Annotated in this window: 11 protein-coding genes; 5 read left to right on the forward strand and 6 right to left on the reverse strand. The window is 66.3% G+C overall.

Features of this window, described 5'->3' with window-relative positions; all coding sequences use genetic code 11:
- Positions 1-20 precede the first annotated feature (20 nt).
- Positions 21-476, forward strand: a complete 456-nt coding sequence (locus tag B9Z03_RS13745; protein ID WP_244561742.1) for an EF-hand domain-containing protein — start codon at positions 21-23, stop codon at positions 474-476.
- Between the two features lie 19 nt (positions 477-495).
- Here B9Z03_RS13745 and B9Z03_RS13750 read toward each other — a convergent pair whose 3' ends face one another.
- The 3 genes from B9Z03_RS13750 to pepN all read right to left on the reverse strand — a co-directional run bounded on the left by B9Z03_RS13750 (position 496) and on the right by pepN (position 6,647).
- Entirely contained in the window at positions 496-2,826 is a 2,331-nt protein-coding gene (locus B9Z03_RS13750) for a PAS domain-containing sensor histidine kinase (RefSeq protein ID WP_085464723.1), read from the reverse strand.
- A 234-nt stretch (positions 2,827-3,060) separates the two neighbouring features.
- The gene (ubiA, locus tag B9Z03_RS13755) at positions 3,061-3,975 is read right to left on the reverse strand and encodes a 4-hydroxybenzoate octaprenyltransferase (RefSeq protein WP_085464724.1); all 915 of its coding nucleotides are present in this window, start codon (positions 3,973-3,975) and stop codon (positions 3,061-3,063) included.
- A gap of 26 nt (positions 3,976-4,001) precedes the next feature.
- On the reverse strand, positions 4,002-6,647 hold the full coding sequence (gene pepN / locus B9Z03_RS13760) for an aminopeptidase N (RefSeq protein ID WP_085464725.1): 2,646 nt from the start codon (positions 6,645-6,647) through the stop codon (positions 4,002-4,004).
- 161 nt (positions 6,648-6,808) lie between these two features.
- Here pepN and B9Z03_RS13765 point away from each other — a divergent pair, with 161 nt between their 5' ends.
- Together B9Z03_RS13765 and B9Z03_RS13770 are read left to right on the forward strand one after the other, a co-directional pair.
- The gene (locus B9Z03_RS13765) at positions 6,809-9,106 is read left to right on the forward strand and encodes a xanthine dehydrogenase family protein molybdopterin-binding subunit (protein WP_085464726.1); all 2,298 of its coding nucleotides are present in this window, start codon (positions 6,809-6,811) and stop codon (positions 9,104-9,106) included.
- Between the two features lie 2 nt (positions 9,107-9,108).
- Positions 9,109-10,047: a DMT family transporter gene (locus tag B9Z03_RS13770; RefSeq protein ID WP_244561743.1), complete on the forward strand. Its 939-nt coding sequence runs from the start codon at positions 9,109-9,111 to the stop codon at positions 10,045-10,047.
- Here the strand turns inward: B9Z03_RS13770 and B9Z03_RS13775 are convergent.
- Positions 10,031-10,855 carry a helix-turn-helix domain-containing protein gene (locus tag B9Z03_RS13775; protein ID WP_085464728.1) on the reverse strand — a complete coding sequence of 275 codons (825 nt, stop codon included), beginning with the start codon at positions 10,853-10,855 and terminating at the stop codon, positions 10,031-10,033. The two genes, B9Z03_RS13770 and B9Z03_RS13775, sit on opposite strands and share 17 nt — an antisense overlap.
- 124 nt (positions 10,856-10,979) lie before the next feature.
- Here B9Z03_RS13775 and B9Z03_RS13780 point away from each other — a divergent pair, with 124 nt between their 5' ends.
- Positions 10,980-11,375, forward strand: a complete 396-nt coding sequence (locus B9Z03_RS13780; RefSeq protein ID WP_085464729.1) for a hypothetical protein — start codon at positions 10,980-10,982, stop codon at positions 11,373-11,375.
- Positions 11,376-11,435: 60 nt separating this feature from the next.
- Here B9Z03_RS13780 and B9Z03_RS13785 read toward each other — a convergent pair whose 3' ends face one another.
- Positions 11,436-12,272 (reverse strand): uracil-DNA glycosylase, encoded by an 837-nt coding sequence (locus tag B9Z03_RS13785; RefSeq protein ID WP_085464730.1) that lies wholly within the window; start codon positions 12,270-12,272, stop codon positions 11,436-11,438.
- 72 nt (positions 12,273-12,344) lie between these two features.
- On the reverse strand, positions 12,345-12,941 hold the full coding sequence (locus B9Z03_RS13790; RefSeq protein ID WP_085467654.1) for a hypothetical protein: 597 nt from the start codon (positions 12,939-12,941) through the stop codon (positions 12,345-12,347).
- Positions 12,942-13,185: 244 nt separating this feature from the next.
- Here B9Z03_RS13790 and B9Z03_RS13795 point away from each other — a divergent pair, with 244 nt between their 5' ends.
- Complete coding sequence (locus B9Z03_RS13795) at positions 13,186-14,865, forward strand: electron transfer flavoprotein-ubiquinone oxidoreductase (RefSeq protein WP_085464731.1); 1,680 nt, start codon at positions 13,186-13,188, stop codon at positions 14,863-14,865.
- Positions 14,866-14,888: the final 23 nt, after the last annotated feature.

Raw genomic sequence — 14,888 nt, forward strand, 5'->3', positions numbered from 1 at the left:
GTCGAAGAATGGAGCAGAATATGAAGAAGTCGGTTCTGGCTTGGACTTTCGTGGCCTTCGCCGGTGCGGTCGGGGCCACCGCATCTCCTGCCGTCGCTCAGGACGAGGCGCTGTTCGAACGCCTGGATGCGGACAAGAGCGGCGATGTCTCGTTCGAGGAATTCGTCGCGGTGATCAAGGGTCGCCTCGAGAAGGCGGATACGGACGGTGACGGCAAGCTGACGGTCGAGGAGATTTCCGCGACCTTCAACGGGCCGCAGGCCAACGATCAGGCGGCAGCGCTCGTCGAACGCTTCGATGCGGACAAGGACGGGACCGTCACGATCGCGGAGGCGGAGGAGCGCCGGAAGCAGCGCTTCGCCAAGCTGGACACCAACTCCGACGGCAAGCTGGTGAGGGAAGAGATGTCCACCGGCGCGGCCGCGCCGGCCGGCGGCAGCGGCAAGGGCGACCGGCTGAAGGCGTCCGCCGACTGAGGCCGGATCGGGCCGCCTCTCAGGCGGCCTTTCGCGACGGCTGCGACGCAGCCTTCTTCTTCACCGGGATGCGCACCGAGACGATCGTCCCGACGCCCTCGGTGGACCGGATCTTCAGCGCGCCGCCATGCAGCTGGGCCAGCGATCGAGAGATGGCGAGCCCGAGCCCGGAGCCGGCATGGCTCTTGGTGAACTGGTTCTCGACCTGCTCGAACGGTTTGCCCAGCTTCCTGAGCGCCTCGCGGGGAATGCCGCAGCCATTGTCCTCGATGGTGAGGATGACGGCGCCGGAGGTCTTGCGGGCGCGAAGGGAGATCTTGCCGCCGGGGCCGGTGAACTTGACCGCATTCGACAGAAGGTTGATCGCGATCTGCTTGATCGCGCGGCGGTCGGCGTTGAGCGTCATCGAGTCCGCGATCTTGGTCTCGACGGTGATCGATTTCTGTGCCGCCTGCAGCGAGATCACCCGCACGGTCTCGCGCACCAGCGGGCACAGATCGATCTGCTCGCGGTCGATCGAGAACCGGCCCGCTTCGATCTTCGACATGTCGAGAATGTCGTTGATGACGCCGAGCAGGTAGTTGCCGCTGCCCTGGATATCGCGGACATATTCCTCGTAGCGTTCCGAGCCGAGCGGCCCGAACAGGCCAGACTGCATCAGTTCCGAGAAGCCGATGATCGCGTTGAGCGGCGTGCGCAGCTCGTGCGACATGTTGGCGAGGAATTCCGACTTGGCGCGGTTGGCGGCCTCGGCGCGCTCCGTCTCGCGCATGCACTTCCTGTTGAGCTCGGCGAGTTCCCGCGCGCGGTCCTCCTCCGCCTTGCGGGCGACGGACAGGTCGTGGATCGTCGCCATGAGCCGCCGCTCGCTGTCGACCAGCTTTTCCTGATGCTGCTTGATCTGCGTGATGTCGGCGCCGACCGACACGATGCCGCCGTCGCGCGTGACCATTTCGTTGACCTGTACCCAGCGGCCGTCCTTGAACTGGCGCTCATAGGTGACGGCGCCGTTGCGGCCGTTGCCGTTGGCGAGCCGGCGCTCCGACGCGAAAGGCGTCATCCGCTCCTCGATCTTGGCGCGCGGCGTTCCCTGCTCGATATCGGCATCGGCGAGGCCCGCCTGCTCCTGGAAGCGCGTGTTGCACATCACCAGCCGCTGGTGCGAATCCCACAGCACGAAGGTTTCGGAGATGTTCTCGATGGCGGTGCGCAGCCTGGCGTCCGCCTCCTCCGACTGCATGGCGAGGTGGTATTGCTCGGTGACGTCGATGGCGATGCCAAGCAGGTGCACGTCCTGCTCATCGGGATCGATGATCTGTGCCCGCGCCCGCACCCACACCCACTGCCCGTTGGCGTGGCGCATGCGGAAGACCTGATCGATCTGGTCGACCTCGCGGGCGGCAAGCGCCTTGGCAACCGTGAACAGGTCGCCATCCTCCTCGTGGATGATTTCGTTGACCTCGCCGAAGGACAGCATCGCGTCGCTGGGCTCGTAGCCCAGCATCTCGTACATCGAGCGCGACCAGAACAGCCGCCCGCGGCCCATGTCCCAGTCCCACAAGCCGCAGCGGCCGCGCAGCAGCGCGGAGTCGATGCGCTGGTGCGCTTCCGAGTAGATCCTGTCGGCGGCCTGCGCCCGCGCCGCCTGCGCGAAATAGGCGTAGAGGATGACGATCAGCACGCTCGACGTCAGCACGAACAGCGTCACGTTGAGCGAGACGAGCTTGCGCCAGTCGGCGAACACCGTATCGGCGGACACCAGCGCCACGGCCGCATATTGGCGGTCGGGCCCGAGATCAGCCGCGGCGAACCAGTGCGCGCCGTCGATCGTCACGTCCATCACGCCGGCGCGCTCGCCGAACATGAAGAGCGGCTGGCCGCCATCGATCTGGTTCTCGAGCCTCCGGCCTTCCCAGCCGATGTCGCGGGGAGCTGCCGCCGTCACGCGGAAGCCGCCGTCCGTCACCAGCAGCACATGGGTCTGCGCGAGATAGCCCGTCTGCGCGGCCGCATCCACGGCGCGCCGATGGAGGTCGGTGGCATCCGGCGATGCCGCCAGTTCGGCCTTGAGCGAGGCGGCGATCTGGGATGCCGCGAGCGCGACCATCGAACGCGCGTCGCGCTCGATGTCGTCACGCAGCGCCAGCAGCGAAAGTGCCCGCGTCGCAGCCACGACGATGAGGAAGATGACGATCAGCGCCGGAATGGACCGCCGCAGATAGGGCTCCGCTGCCAGCAGCCGGCGATAGGCCGGCGCGGCGATGATCTCCGGAATCTTGGCTCCGTCGCCGGCCCGTCCACCGGCAAAGAAACGCCCGCCAGTCGCCCCCCAGGCGCCTGTCTTTCCCATTGAAGGGCCCCGCAAAAGTTGTTGTTCCGGCTATTTGTTCGGAAACGCCGCACATCCGAATCGCCATTAAAGAATCAAAGGTGATTCGCCTTGTCCAGAGGCCGATTCAGAAATTCTTTACGATTTGGAATTTTGGCGCAGAAAGTGGGGCTCGGGGCCCCGTGCGAGTGCCGAAAGAGGACTCTATGAGCTCGATGCGCGTCACGAAGGCCGGCAGGCGCTCCTGCCGCCGGCTCACCACGTCCCGGCAAATGCAGCGCCCGCGAGAAGCGCTCCGGTCAGGATGTTCGCGAGGAACATACGATAATTCACTTCCGGGCGCTGGAGGTCGATCCGCCAATTCTGCCATGCGAGGTGGCCTGCTATGACCAGCATTCCGAAGGCGTAGGGTGCAGACATACCCGACATCCAGCCGCCGAGCGACCAGGCAATGACCGTCAGGGCGTAGAACAGGCCGATCAACGTCTTGCCGCGGGCGCCGAACAGGATCGCAGTCGATTTCAGGCCGAGACGGGCGTCATCCTTGACGTCGACATAGGCGTAGACGGTGTCGTATCCAATCTGCCATGTGATGGCGCCGGCCCACATCAGCACGGCACCGGCAGGCACGTGCCCTGCGATCTCGGCCCATGCCATCAGCATTCCCCAATTGAATGCCGCGCCCAAGACCACCTGCGGCCAATGGGTGAACCGCTTGCAGAAGGGGTAGAGGAACACCAGCGGCAGGACGCAAATGGCGATCAGCCGGGTGTATGGCGTCAGGAACACGAGCAGCGCCGCCGCCAGTGCAAGTTCGGCTGTCAGGAAGGCGACGGCCTGTCTCGTCTCGATCTGGCCGCTCGCCAGGGGGCGAAAGCGGGTGCGCTCGACATGGCCGTCGAAGTTGCGGTCTGCGATGTCGTTGATCGTCGACCCGGCGCTCCGCATGAGGAAGGCGCCCAAGGTGAAAATCGCCAGTTCTCGCAGGTCGGGAATGCCGTGCGCCGCCTGGATGAGGGCGGCCCAGCAGGGGAACAAGGTCAGCCATATGCCCACCGGCCGGTCCAGTCGCGCGAGCCGCGCGTATGGCCGCCATGCCTGCGGCATCCGGCGATCCACCCAGTCGCCGTGGTGGATGTCGCTGAGGTCCGGTCGGCTCAAGGTCGTCATGACGCAATCCCGCGCGGGTCGCTTCCCTATGCCAGCGTCCGCTCCACGATGTCGCGCAGGTCTGCCGACAGCGCAGGCGCGGCCTTGATCCGCGACAGCGTCGCACGCGCGCGCTCCCTGCGGGCCTCCTCGAGGGACCGCCAGGAGCGGAAGGCGGTGGCGAGGCGCGCCGAGAGCTGCGGGTTCTTTGGATCGACCGACAGGGCGATCTCGGCAAGGAGTTCGTAGCCCGCGCCGTCGATACGGTGGAAGCCGGTCTGGTTGGCGGTCGTGTAGGTGCCGATCAGCGACCGCACGCGGTTGGGGTTGCCGAGCGAGAAGCCGGGATGCGTCATCAGCGCACGCACGCGGTCGACCGCGCCGTCGCCGGGCGCGATCGCCTGGATCTGGAACCACTTGTCCATCACCAGCGGATCGTTGCCGAACCGCGCCTCGAAATCCGCCAGCGCCTCGGTTGCCTCGGCGGAACCCGGATGGCGCATGGTCAGCACCGAAAGGGCCGCGGCGCGGTCCGTCATGTTGCCCGCTCCGCGATACTGGCGCGCGGCAATGTCCGGCGAAGCGGTCGCCAAGGTGACGTAGTCGAGCATGACGTTGCGCAGCGCCCGCCGCCCGGCGCTCGCGGCGTCGGGGGAATAGCCGCCGGTGTCGGCGAGGCTTTCATAGGTCGACACGAAGCTGTCGGCATTCGCGGTGGCGATCACGCCGGCGAGCAGGTTGCGCGCCGAAAGGATCGCGTCCGGATCGATGTTGGAGCCAATCTCGCGGGCGATATCCGCCTCGGCCGGCAAGGTCAGCGCCAGCGCCTTGTAGGCCGGCTCCAGCGCCTGGCTGCGCACCGTCTCAAGGCAGATCTGCGACAGCTCGGGCGCGATCTTCGCCGCCTTGCGGCCACGGATGGCGCCAGCGGCTTCGATCAGCGCGCCGGACATCAGGCCGGTCAGCGCCTGCCAGCGCGAGAACAGGTCGCCGTCGTTGCGGGCGAGCAGCATGCGTTCCTGCAGCGGCTGGTCGAAGGCGATCGTCACCGGGGCGGAGAAGCCGCGGTTGAGCGAGATCGCCGGCCGCTCGGGCAAGCCCTCGAAGCGGATGACGTGCCGGCGTTTCCTGAGGTGGATGACGCCGTTCTCGACGGTGGCGCCGCTGACGGACGAGCAGGCAATGTCGTTGCCGTCGGCACCGACGAGGCCGAAGGCGAGCGGAATGTGCATCGCCTTCTTGCGGCTCTCGCCGGGGGTCGGCGGCACCGACTGCTCGATCTCCAGCGTCAGCGTCGCGGCATTCGCGTCATGCGCGGCAGAGACCATCAGGTTCGGCGTGCCGGCCTGGTGATACCAGAGCGAGAATTGCGACAGATCGCGGCCCGAGACGTCCTCGAAGACCTTGACGAAATCCTCGATCGTCGCGGCCTCGCCGTCGTGTCGCTCGAAATAGAGGTCCATGCCGCGCCGGAAGTCTTCGGCGCCGAGGATGGTGCGGATCATGCCCACGACCTCCGAGCCTTTCTCGTAGACGGTGGCCGTGTAGAAGTTGTTGATCTCGCGATAGCGTCGCGGACGGACCGGGTGGGCGAGCGGTCCCTGGTCCTCGGGGAACTGGTGCGCGCGCAGCGTGCGCACGTCGGCGATGCGCTCGACCGCGCGCGAGCGCTCGTCGGCCGAGAACTCGTGGTCGCGGAAGACGGTCAGCCCTTCCTTGAGGCAGAGCTGGAACCAGTCGCGGCAAGTGATTCTGTTGCCTGTCCAATTGTGGAAATATTCGTGCGCGATGATCGCCTCGATGTTGGCGAAGTCGGCGTCCGTCGCGGTCTCGCGGTCGGCCAGCACGTATTTGTCGTTGAAGATGTTGAGGCCCTTGTTCTCCATCGCGCCCATGTTGAAGTCGGACACGGCGACAATGTTGAAGACGTCGAGATCGTATTCGCGGCCGAACGTCTCCTCGTCCCAGCGCATCGAGCGCTTCAGCGCTTCCATCGCATAGGCGGCGCGGTCCTGCTTGCCGTGCTCGACGAAGATGCCGAGCCGCACCTTGCGCCCCGACATGGTGACGAATTCGTCTGCCACCTCGGCGAGGTCGCCGGCGACGAGTGCGAAGAGATAGGACGGCTTGGGGTGCGGGTCGAACCATTCGGCGAAGTGCCAGCCGTCGGCGAGCTCGCCCGCAGGCCCCGGATTGCCGTTGGCGAGCAGCAGCGGCGCCTCGGCGCGCCGCGCCTCGATCCGGACCTTATACACCGAGAGCACGTCGGGCCGGTCGAGGAAATAGGTGATCCGGCGGAAGCCTTCCGCCTCGCACTGGGTGCAGTAGTTGCCGCCCGAGCGGTAGATACCCATCAGCGCCGTGTTGGCCGACGGCGCGGTCTCCGTCTCGATCGTCAGCCGGAAGGAGCGGGCGCGCGGCGGCGCAGCGATCGTCAGTTGCTGCGGCGTTGCCTCGTAGCTGCCGGGCTCCAGCGGCACGCCGTCGACCGAGATCGCGAGCAGCGCGATGCCGTCGCCGTCGAGCACCAGCGGCGTCGAGACAGCCACGCCGGCGCGGCGCTCGATGGTGAGCTCCGCGACAACGCGCGTGCGGTCCGGATCGAGCCGGAAGGTCAGCGATGTCCTGGGAATGAGCCAGTCGCTCGGACGATAATCCTCGAGCCTGAACACCTGGCCTGTATCTGTGCGCATGCGACGTCTTTCGGGCTCGGCCGCGGCCTTGGTCCAAACGGTCGAAGCCCTTGGCGCGACAAACTGTTATGCTAGGTCTTTACACGAAACATCGGCTCGTCAAAACTCACGGTGCGTAAGCATTCGCACCCGCACCAGCCGCAGATCCACGAGGGAAGACCATGACTGTTCAAACTCCCAAGTTTGGAATGGGCGCATCCGTGCTGCGCAAGGAGGACGACACGTTCATCTTCGGACGCGGACGCTACACCGACGATTTCGCGCCGGCCGGCATGCTGCACCTCTACGTGCTGCGCTCGCCCACCGCGCGGGCGAAGTTCACCATCGTCTCGACGGAGGCCGCGAAGGCGGCGCCGGGTGTCCATCTGGTGCTGACCGCCGCCGACATCGATCTCGGCGACCTGAAGTCCGGCGCGATGCAGAAGCAGCCTGACGGCTCCCGCGCGCCAACCCGCGATATCCCGATCCTGTGCCGTGACGAGGTGTCCTATGTGGGCGACGCGGTGGCCTGTGTCGTCGCGGAGAGCCGTGCGCTGGCGCAGGACGCGGCGGAACTGATCGAGATAGACTACGAGGACCTGGAGCCCGTTGCCCTGACGGCGCAGGCCCTCGATGCGGACGCGCCGCTGGTCTGGCCCGAACACGGCAGCAACCGCGCCTTCCGCTACGAGCTCGGTGATGCGGCGAAGACCGATGCGGCCTTCGCCAAGGCGAAGCACGTGACCAGGACCGTCTTCCGCAACAACCGCCTCGTCTGCAACTACATGGAGCCGCGCGCGGCGCTTGCAGAGTGGAACGCCGAGGAGAAGAGGCTCGTCCTGACTGTCGGGTCGCAGGGCGTGCATTCGATGCAGCGCATCCTGTCCGGCGTGCTGGGCATCGCGCCGGCGGGCCTGCGCGTCGTCACGCCGGATGTCGGCGGCGGTTTCGGGCCGAAGACCTTCGTCTATCGCGAGTATGCGCTGGTGCTGGACGCCGCGCGCCGTCTCGGCCGGCCGGTGAAGTGGGCGAGCGACCGCACGGAACACTTCCTCACCGATGCGCAGGGGCGCGACAATGAGGTCGAGGCGGAAATGGCGATGGATGCCGACGGCCGGTTCCTCGGACTGCGCGTCGGCCTTGTCGCCAATCTCGGCGCCTATTGCTCCCAGTACGGACCGTTCATTCCCTATGTCGGCGCGACGATGTCGACCGGCGTCTACGACATCGAGGCGCTGCATGTCGGGATCGACGGCGTCTACACCAACACCTGCCCGGTGGACGCCTATCGCGGCGCCGGCCGCCCGGAAGCGGCCTATCTGCTGGAAAAGCTGGTCGATGCCTGCGCGCGTGACATGAACCTGTCGCCGGCCGAGATCCGCCGCCGCAATTTCATCCGGCCCGAGCAGTTCCCCTACACGACAGCGACCGGTCGCAAATATGACGTCGGCGAGTTCGACGGGCACATGACGCTGGCCTTGGAGCGGGCCGACTGGGACGGCTTCGAGGCGCGGCGGCAGGCATCGAAAGCCGCCGGCAGGCTGCGCGGCATCGGCATGGCGACCTATGTCGAGGCCTGTGCCTTCGCCGGTTCCGAAGCTGCCCACCTGACGCTGAACGGCGACGGCACCGTGACGCTGTTCATCGGCACGCAGACCAACGGCCAGGGCCACGCCACGGCCTACTCGCAATTCGTCGCCGAGAAGCTCAACCTGCCGATCGAGAAGATCCATGTCCGGCAGGGCGACACGGACGAGCTGGACAAGGGCGGCGGCACCGGCGGCTCGCGGTCGATTCCGCTCGGTGGCGTCTCGGCCGCCTATGCCGGCGACAACCTCGCGGAGAAGATCAAGAAGATCGCGGCGGACGAGCTGGAGGCGGGTGCCGCCGATATCGAGCTGGTCGACGGCACCGCCCGCATCGTCGGTACGGACCGCTCGCTCGATTTCGCCGCGATCGCGAAGGCCGCGAAGAGCCCGGACGACCTGAAGGGATTCGGCGAGTTCGTCCAGGACGAGGCCACCTATCCGAACGGCACCCATATCTGCGAGGTCGAGATCGATCCCGTCACCGGAACGACGGAGATCCTGCGCTACACCATCGTCGACGATTTCGGAGCGGTGGTGAACCCGATCCTGCTCGCGGGACAGGTGCATGGCGGCGTCGTGCAGGGCATCGGCCAGGCGCTGACCGAGGATGCTGTCTATGGCGAGGACGGGCAGTTGCTGACGGCGAGCTTCATGGACTACGGCATGCCGCGGGCGGATCTGATTCCGTTCATTGACTTTTCGACCCGCAACGTACCCTCGACCACCAACGCGCTCGGCATCAAGGGCGCGGGCGAGGCGGGCACGATCGGCGCCACGCCGGCGGTGATGAACGCGGTGACGGATGCGCTGTGGCAGGCCCATCGCATCGGCCATATCGAGATGCCGGCGACGCCCCTGAGGGTCTGGCAGGCGATCCAGGACGCTGCCTAGACGTGCCACATTTCACATTCTCGCGGCCGGTCGCCGCGATCATCCTCAAAACGTCGTCGGTGGCGGTTTTCGTGGGGATGCAGTCGTTCATCAAGCTGGCCGGGGTCGTCCCTGCCGGCCAGATCGTGTTCTTCCGTTCGTTCTTCGCGCTGATACCGATCCTGATCCTGCTGGCCTGGACGGGCGAGCTCAGGACGGCGTTCTACACCAGCCGGCCGGGACGCCACGTGGTGCGCGGCCTTGTCGGCGTCTCGTCGATGATGCTGGGCTTCTTCGCGCTGACGCGGCTGCCGCTGCCCGAAGCGATCATGCTCAACTACGCGCAGCCGTTGCTGGTGGTGGTCATCAGCGCGCTGGTGCTGGGCGAGGTGGTGCGCATCTTCCGCTGGACAGCGGTCGCGGTCGGCTTCGTCGGCGTGCTGATCATCTCATGGCCGAAGCTCACTCTGTTCACGTCGCCGGACGGGATGGGAAGCGCGGAGGCGGTCGGCGTCATCGCCGCCCTCATCGCCGCCGCCATCTCCGCCGTCGCGCTGCTCCAGGTGCGCTCGCTCGTGACCACCGAGAAATCCTCGACGGTCGTCATCTGGTTCTCACTTACCGCATCGGCCGCGGGACTGCTCACGCTTCCCTTTGGCTGGGCGCCGCTGACCGGCTGGCAGGTCTTCTACCTCGTGATGAGCGGCATTTGCGGCGGCGTTGCCCAGGTGCTGATGACGGAGGCCTATCGCCACGCGAGCGTCGCGACGGTGGCGCCGTTCGAATACACCTCGATCCTGTTCGGTCTTGTCGCGGGCTTCCTGCTCTTCGGCGATCTCCCGACCATCCATTCGATCGTCGGCGGGGTGATCGTCGTGGCGTCCGGCCTGATGATCATCTGGCGCGAACAGCGCCTCGGCATAGAGCGGGCGAAGGCGCGCAAGGTCACGCCGCCGCAATAGTCTCGGGTGAGGCTCTGGCCGCGGCAAGCGCCCGCAGCGTTTCGGCCGTCTGCGCGTCGGCCGGGAAGAAGGATTCGATCGCGATCTCCGACACCGTCACGTCCAGCGGCGTGCCGAAGACGGTGACCGTCGAGATGAACGACAGGCTGGCGCCGGCCGCCTTGATGCGCAACGGCACGGCGATGTTCGAATAGTCGTGCCTGATCGGGCCGCCGGTCGAGCGGCCAGGATAGGCGCGAAGCTCGGCTTCGAGTTCCGCGACCTCAGGATTGCCGCTCGCTGCCGCCAGCCGCTTCAGCCGCTCCAGCACATCTGCGCGCCATTCCGCCAGGTTCTCGATACGTGGGGCGAGACCGCCCGGATGGAGGCTCAGCTTGAGCACGTTGATCGGCGGCTCGAGCAGGCTCGCTTCTTCGATGTCTTCGAGGAATGGCGCGATCGCCGCGTTCGCGCGGACCAGGTTCCAGCACCCGTCGACGGCGAGGGCGGGATTCGGCTCGTGGGCTGTGAGCACGCGGCCGATCGCCGCCATTGCCGGTGCGAAGGCTTCATCGTCGACCAGCCGCTCGGGATAGGTCGGCGCGTAGCCGGCCGCCAGCAGCATCCGGTTGCGCTGGCGCAGCGGCAGGTCGAGGCGCTCGGCGAGCCGGATCACCATGTCGCGCGACGGAGCGGCGCGCCCGCTTTCGAGGAAACTCAGATGCCGCTGGGAGATCTCGGCGTCGAGAGCAAGGTCGAGCTGGCTCATGCGGCGGCGGGCGCGCCACTCACGCAGCAGGTGGCCAACAGAGGTGTGCGGCGTATCCATGCCGCAAAGCTAGCCCGGTTCGGGAATGGTTGCCATTACCTGGCACGTAATCGCCAACACGATCCTCGCGGTCGATGATCCGCAGCAATCCGGTCGATACCGGTGCAACTGAAAGGATCGCAACATGTCTATCGCCGTTACCCCCTACGTCCGCAACGTCCTCCTTCTCGATGGCCTCGTCAGCGGCGCGGCCGGAATCGTCATGGCGGCGGGCGCTTCGCTGCTCGCTCCGCTCCTGTCGCTTCCGGTCGATCTCCTGTTCTGGGCGGGCATCGTTCTCTTGCCCTGGTGCGCGGCGCTCGTCTTCCTTGCGCGCCGGCAGGTCATGTCCCGGATGTTGATGCTGGACGTGATCGCAATCAACGCGCTCTGGGTCGCGGCGAGCTTCGGCATCATGGTCGCCGGTCTCGTTCAACCCAGCCTGCTCGGTGTGCTGTTCGTCACGGCGCAAGCGCTGACGGTGGCGCTGTTCGTCGCGTTGCAGCTTGGCGTGATGCGCCGCGCAGGCGCAGCGGCCTGAGACGACCCGCGTGGACGCCGGGGCCGGAGAGACCGTGCTCCGGCTTTCGCATCTCGGAGGTCAGCCGGCGTCCCGCAGCTTCGCCTTCACTTCGAGGAAATCGCGCCAGGCGAGCTTCTTGTGGGCGGGGTTGCGCAGCAGATAGGCCGGATGCAGGGTCGGCATCAGCGGGATCTCGACGCCGCTCCCGATCGAATGAGACTTCCACGCCCCGCGCAGCCGCATGATGCCCGTCTGGGTCTTCAGCAGCGCCTTGGTGGACGCATTGCCGAGCGTGACGAGTACCTTGGGATTCACCAGTTCGATCTGCCGCTCGATGAACGGGCGGCAGATCTCCGTCTCCATCGGCGACGGATCGCGGTTGCCCGGCGGCCGCCACGGAATGACGTTGGCGATGTAGACCGAGGTGCGGTCGTATCCGATCGCCGCGAGCATCCGGTCGAGCAACTGGCCCGAGCGGCCGACGAAGGGCAGGCCCTCCAGGTCCTCCTCGCGTCCCGGGGCCTCGCCGACGAACATCACCGACGCCGCCGGATTGCCGTCTGCGAAGACCAGCGACTTGGCCGTGAACTTGAGATTGCACCCGTCGAAGCCGGCGAGGATCTGCCGGAGTTCGTCGAGCGAGCCGGCGGAGCGGGCTGCTTCACGGGCGCGCGCGGCCTGCGCCTCGTCGGGCACGCTCGGGGCAATTGCCGGGGCTGGCGGCCTTGCGGGTGCCTCCTGCCGCGGCATCTCGACCGGGGCCGGCGGAGCGGTGCGCGCGGGAGGTGGCGCGGCCCTGGCCGATTGGGCAAAGCGATCCACCGGCGCGTCATCGAGCGCCTCGTCCACGCCGGTTTCGGCATAGAAGCGCAGAAGCTCCTCGAGGGAGGCGCGGGTGTCGATGGCGTCGGTCATGGTCAATTCATGCGGCCACGTTGCCGCTGCACATTCAATAGGGCGGTGCCCGTCCGGCGTAAACCTCCATGCTCACGACAGCGGAATGCGCGGGTCCTGCCGCAGGTAGAATTCGAGCTTCGGCGTGAAGTCGGTGACGTAGAACTTGAAGTCGGCCGTTTCCAGCGGATCGACATGGCCGTCGGAGAAGACGAGACGGTCGTTTGGCTCGAAGTCGGTATCATGGATGCGGAAGGAATCCGACGACCGGTTTTCCGGGCTGGTGCGCCGCTGGTCGAAGGAGAGGCCGTCGCCATGCACGCTCGGAATGCCGAGCTGCTCCTGCAGCTCGAATTCGTACTCCGTCCAGGCGATGCCGCTGTTGTTGAGCGAGCGGATGCGGAGGTGCATCATGCCGGTGGCGAACTGCCCCGGCGCACCCTGGGTGCGGATTTCGGAGGCAACCCGGATGACGAGCGTCACCGGGCTCGCCGAAACCATTTCCTGCTCTATCACGAACGGATCGGCCTTCGTGCCGATACCCGACACGCCAAGAAGGATGAAGCCGCCGAGTTCGTCGGAGAAGGAATAGGCGCCGGAGCGCCATAGACGCCGTTCGCCGCCCTCCGCCGCGGCCAGGAAGGGCAGGACGGCAAGACAGCCTGCGATCGCCTTCCAGAGAGCATTCATCGTCTCGTCCGGCAGCACGTACCTTGGCGAGGATAGACTCCTTCGACTGCAAATGGATACGGCAAATCCGACGGGCTAGGCATTCGGAAGGAACAAACGGAATTGAATTGACGTTTACGTTAAGGTAAGTTGATGGAGATGAATCTAACGTTCGTTAGAAACATGCGACGCTTTCGCGCGGCGGCGGGTCTGGTGCAGCCGTGAGAATTAAGGCAAGAGGATCGGCGACCGGCCGGAGGACGAGATGAGCGAAGTCGAACGCGAGAGCATGGAATTCGATGTGGTGATCGTCGGAGCAGGCCCCGCTGGCCTTGCCGCCGCGATCCGGCTCAAGCAGGTCAATCCCGATCTCTCGGTCGTCGTGCTCGAGAAGGGCGGCGAGGTCGGCGCGCACATCCTCTCCGGCGCCGTGGTCGACCCGATCGGCATCGACAGGTTGCTGCCAGACTGGCGCGAGGATGCCGACCATCCGTTCCAGACCGAGGTGAAGGACGACCACTTCCTGGTGCTCGGACCGGCCGGCTCTGTGCGTATGCCCAACATCCTGATGCCGCCGCTGATGAACAACCACGGCAATTACATCGTCTCGCTCGGCAATGTCTGCCGCTGGCTCGCGACCAGGGCGGAGGCGCTGGGCGTCGAGATCTATCCGGGCTTCGCCGCCGCCAGCCTCACCTATGACGAGAAGGGCGCGGTCACCGGCGTCATCACTGGCGACATGGGCGTGGAGAAGGACGGCACGCCGGGCCCGGGCTACGCCCCCGGCATGGCCCTCTACGGTAAATATGTGCTGATCGGGGAGGGCGTGCGCGGCTCGCTCGCCAAGCAGCTCATCGCGCAGTTCAAGCTGTCGGACGGTAAGGAGCCGCAGAAGTTCGGCATCGGCCTCAAGGAACTCTGGCAGGTCAAGCCCGAGAACCACAAGCGCGGGCTGGTGCAGCATTCCTTCGGCTGGCCGCTCGGCATGTCGACCGGCGGCGGCTCGTTCCTCTACCATTTCGACGACAACCTGGTCGCGGTCGGCTTCGTCGTCCATCTCAACTACAAGAATCCTTATCTCTCGCCCTTCGAGGAGTTCCAGCGCTTCAAGACGCATCCGGCGATCCGCGGCACGTTCGAAGGCGCCAAGCGCCTGTCGTACGGCGCACGCGCGATCACCGAGGGCGGCTGGCAGTCGGTGCCGAAGATGTCGTTCCCCGGCGGCGCGCTGCTCGGCTGCTCGGCCGGCCTCGTCAACGTGCCGCGCATCAAGGGCTCGCACAATGCGGTGCTCTCCGGCATCCTCGCGGCCGAGCATGTGGCGGATGCGATCGCCGCCGGCCGCCAGCACGACGATCTGGTCTCCTACGAGGAGGCCTGGCGCGCGAGCGACATCGGCAAGGACCTGAAGCGCGTGCGCAACGTCAAGCCGCTCTGGTCGCGCTTCGGCACGCTGATCGGCATCGGCCTCGGCGGGCTGGACATGTGGACAAACCAGCTCTTCGGCCTGTCGCTTTTCGGCACGCTGAAGCACGGCAAGACAGACGCCGCCTCGCTGGAGCCGGCCGCCAAGCACAAGAAGATCGCCTATCCGAAGGCTGACGGCGTGCTGACCTTCGACCGCCTGTCGTCGGTGTTCCTGTCCAACACCAACCATGCGGAAGACCAGCCGGTGCACCTGCAGGTCAAGGACATGGCCCTGCAGAAGACCTCGGAACACGACGTCTTCGCCGGCCCGTCGACCCGCTACTGCCCGGCGGGCGTCTACGAATGGGTCGACGCGGAAGGCAACGCCGCCGCCGACAAGATGGGCGTCGACGTCAAGTTCGTGATCAACGCGCAGAACTGCGTCCACTGCAAGACCTGCGACATCAAGGATCCGAACCAGAACATCAACTGGGTGCCGCCGCAGGGCGGCGAAGGGCCGGTCTACGTCAACATGTAGCCGGACTGCACGCGCAGATTGCC

This window comes from Mesorhizobium australicum (assembly GCF_900177325.1).
Lineage (GTDB): Bacteria > Pseudomonadota > Alphaproteobacteria > Rhizobiales > Rhizobiaceae > Mesorhizobium_A > Mesorhizobium_A australicum_A.

What these genes read in the sequence shown, in the direction of transcription:
- B9Z03_RS13795 (WP_085464731.1), top strand. Translation starts at nt 13,186, where the DNA reads ATGAGCGAAGTCGAACGCGAGAGCATGGAATTCGATGTGGTGATCGTC.
- B9Z03_RS13785 (WP_085464730.1), bottom strand. Translation starts at nt 12,272, where the DNA reads ATGACCGACGCCATCGACACCCGCGCCTCCCTCGAGGAGCTTCTGCGC.
- ubiA (WP_085464724.1), bottom strand. Translation starts at nt 3,975, where the DNA reads ATGACGACCTTGAGCCGACCGGACCTCAGCGACATCCACCACGGCGAC.
- B9Z03_RS13750 (WP_085464723.1), bottom strand. Translation starts at nt 2,826, where the DNA reads ATGGGAAAGACAGGCGCCTGGGGGGCGACTGGCGGGCGTTTCTTTGCC.
- B9Z03_RS13790 (WP_085467654.1), bottom strand. Translation starts at nt 12,941, where the DNA reads ATGAATGCTCTCTGGAAGGCGATCGCAGGCTGTCTTGCCGTCCTGCCC.
- pepN (WP_085464725.1), bottom strand. Translation starts at nt 6,647, where the DNA reads ATGCGCACAGATACAGGCCAGGTGTTCAGGCTCGAGGATTATCGTCCG.
- B9Z03_RS13745 (WP_244561742.1), top strand. Translation starts at nt 21, where the DNA reads ATGAAGAAGTCGGTTCTGGCTTGGACTTTCGTGGCCTTCGCCGGTGCG.
- B9Z03_RS13775 (WP_085464728.1), bottom strand. Translation starts at nt 10,855, where the DNA reads ATGGATACGCCGCACACCTCTGTTGGCCACCTGCTGCGTGAGTGGCGC.
- B9Z03_RS13765 (WP_085464726.1), top strand. Translation starts at nt 6,809, where the DNA reads ATGACTGTTCAAACTCCCAAGTTTGGAATGGGCGCATCCGTGCTGCGC.
- B9Z03_RS13780 (WP_085464729.1), top strand. Translation starts at nt 10,980, where the DNA reads ATGTCTATCGCCGTTACCCCCTACGTCCGCAACGTCCTCCTTCTCGAT.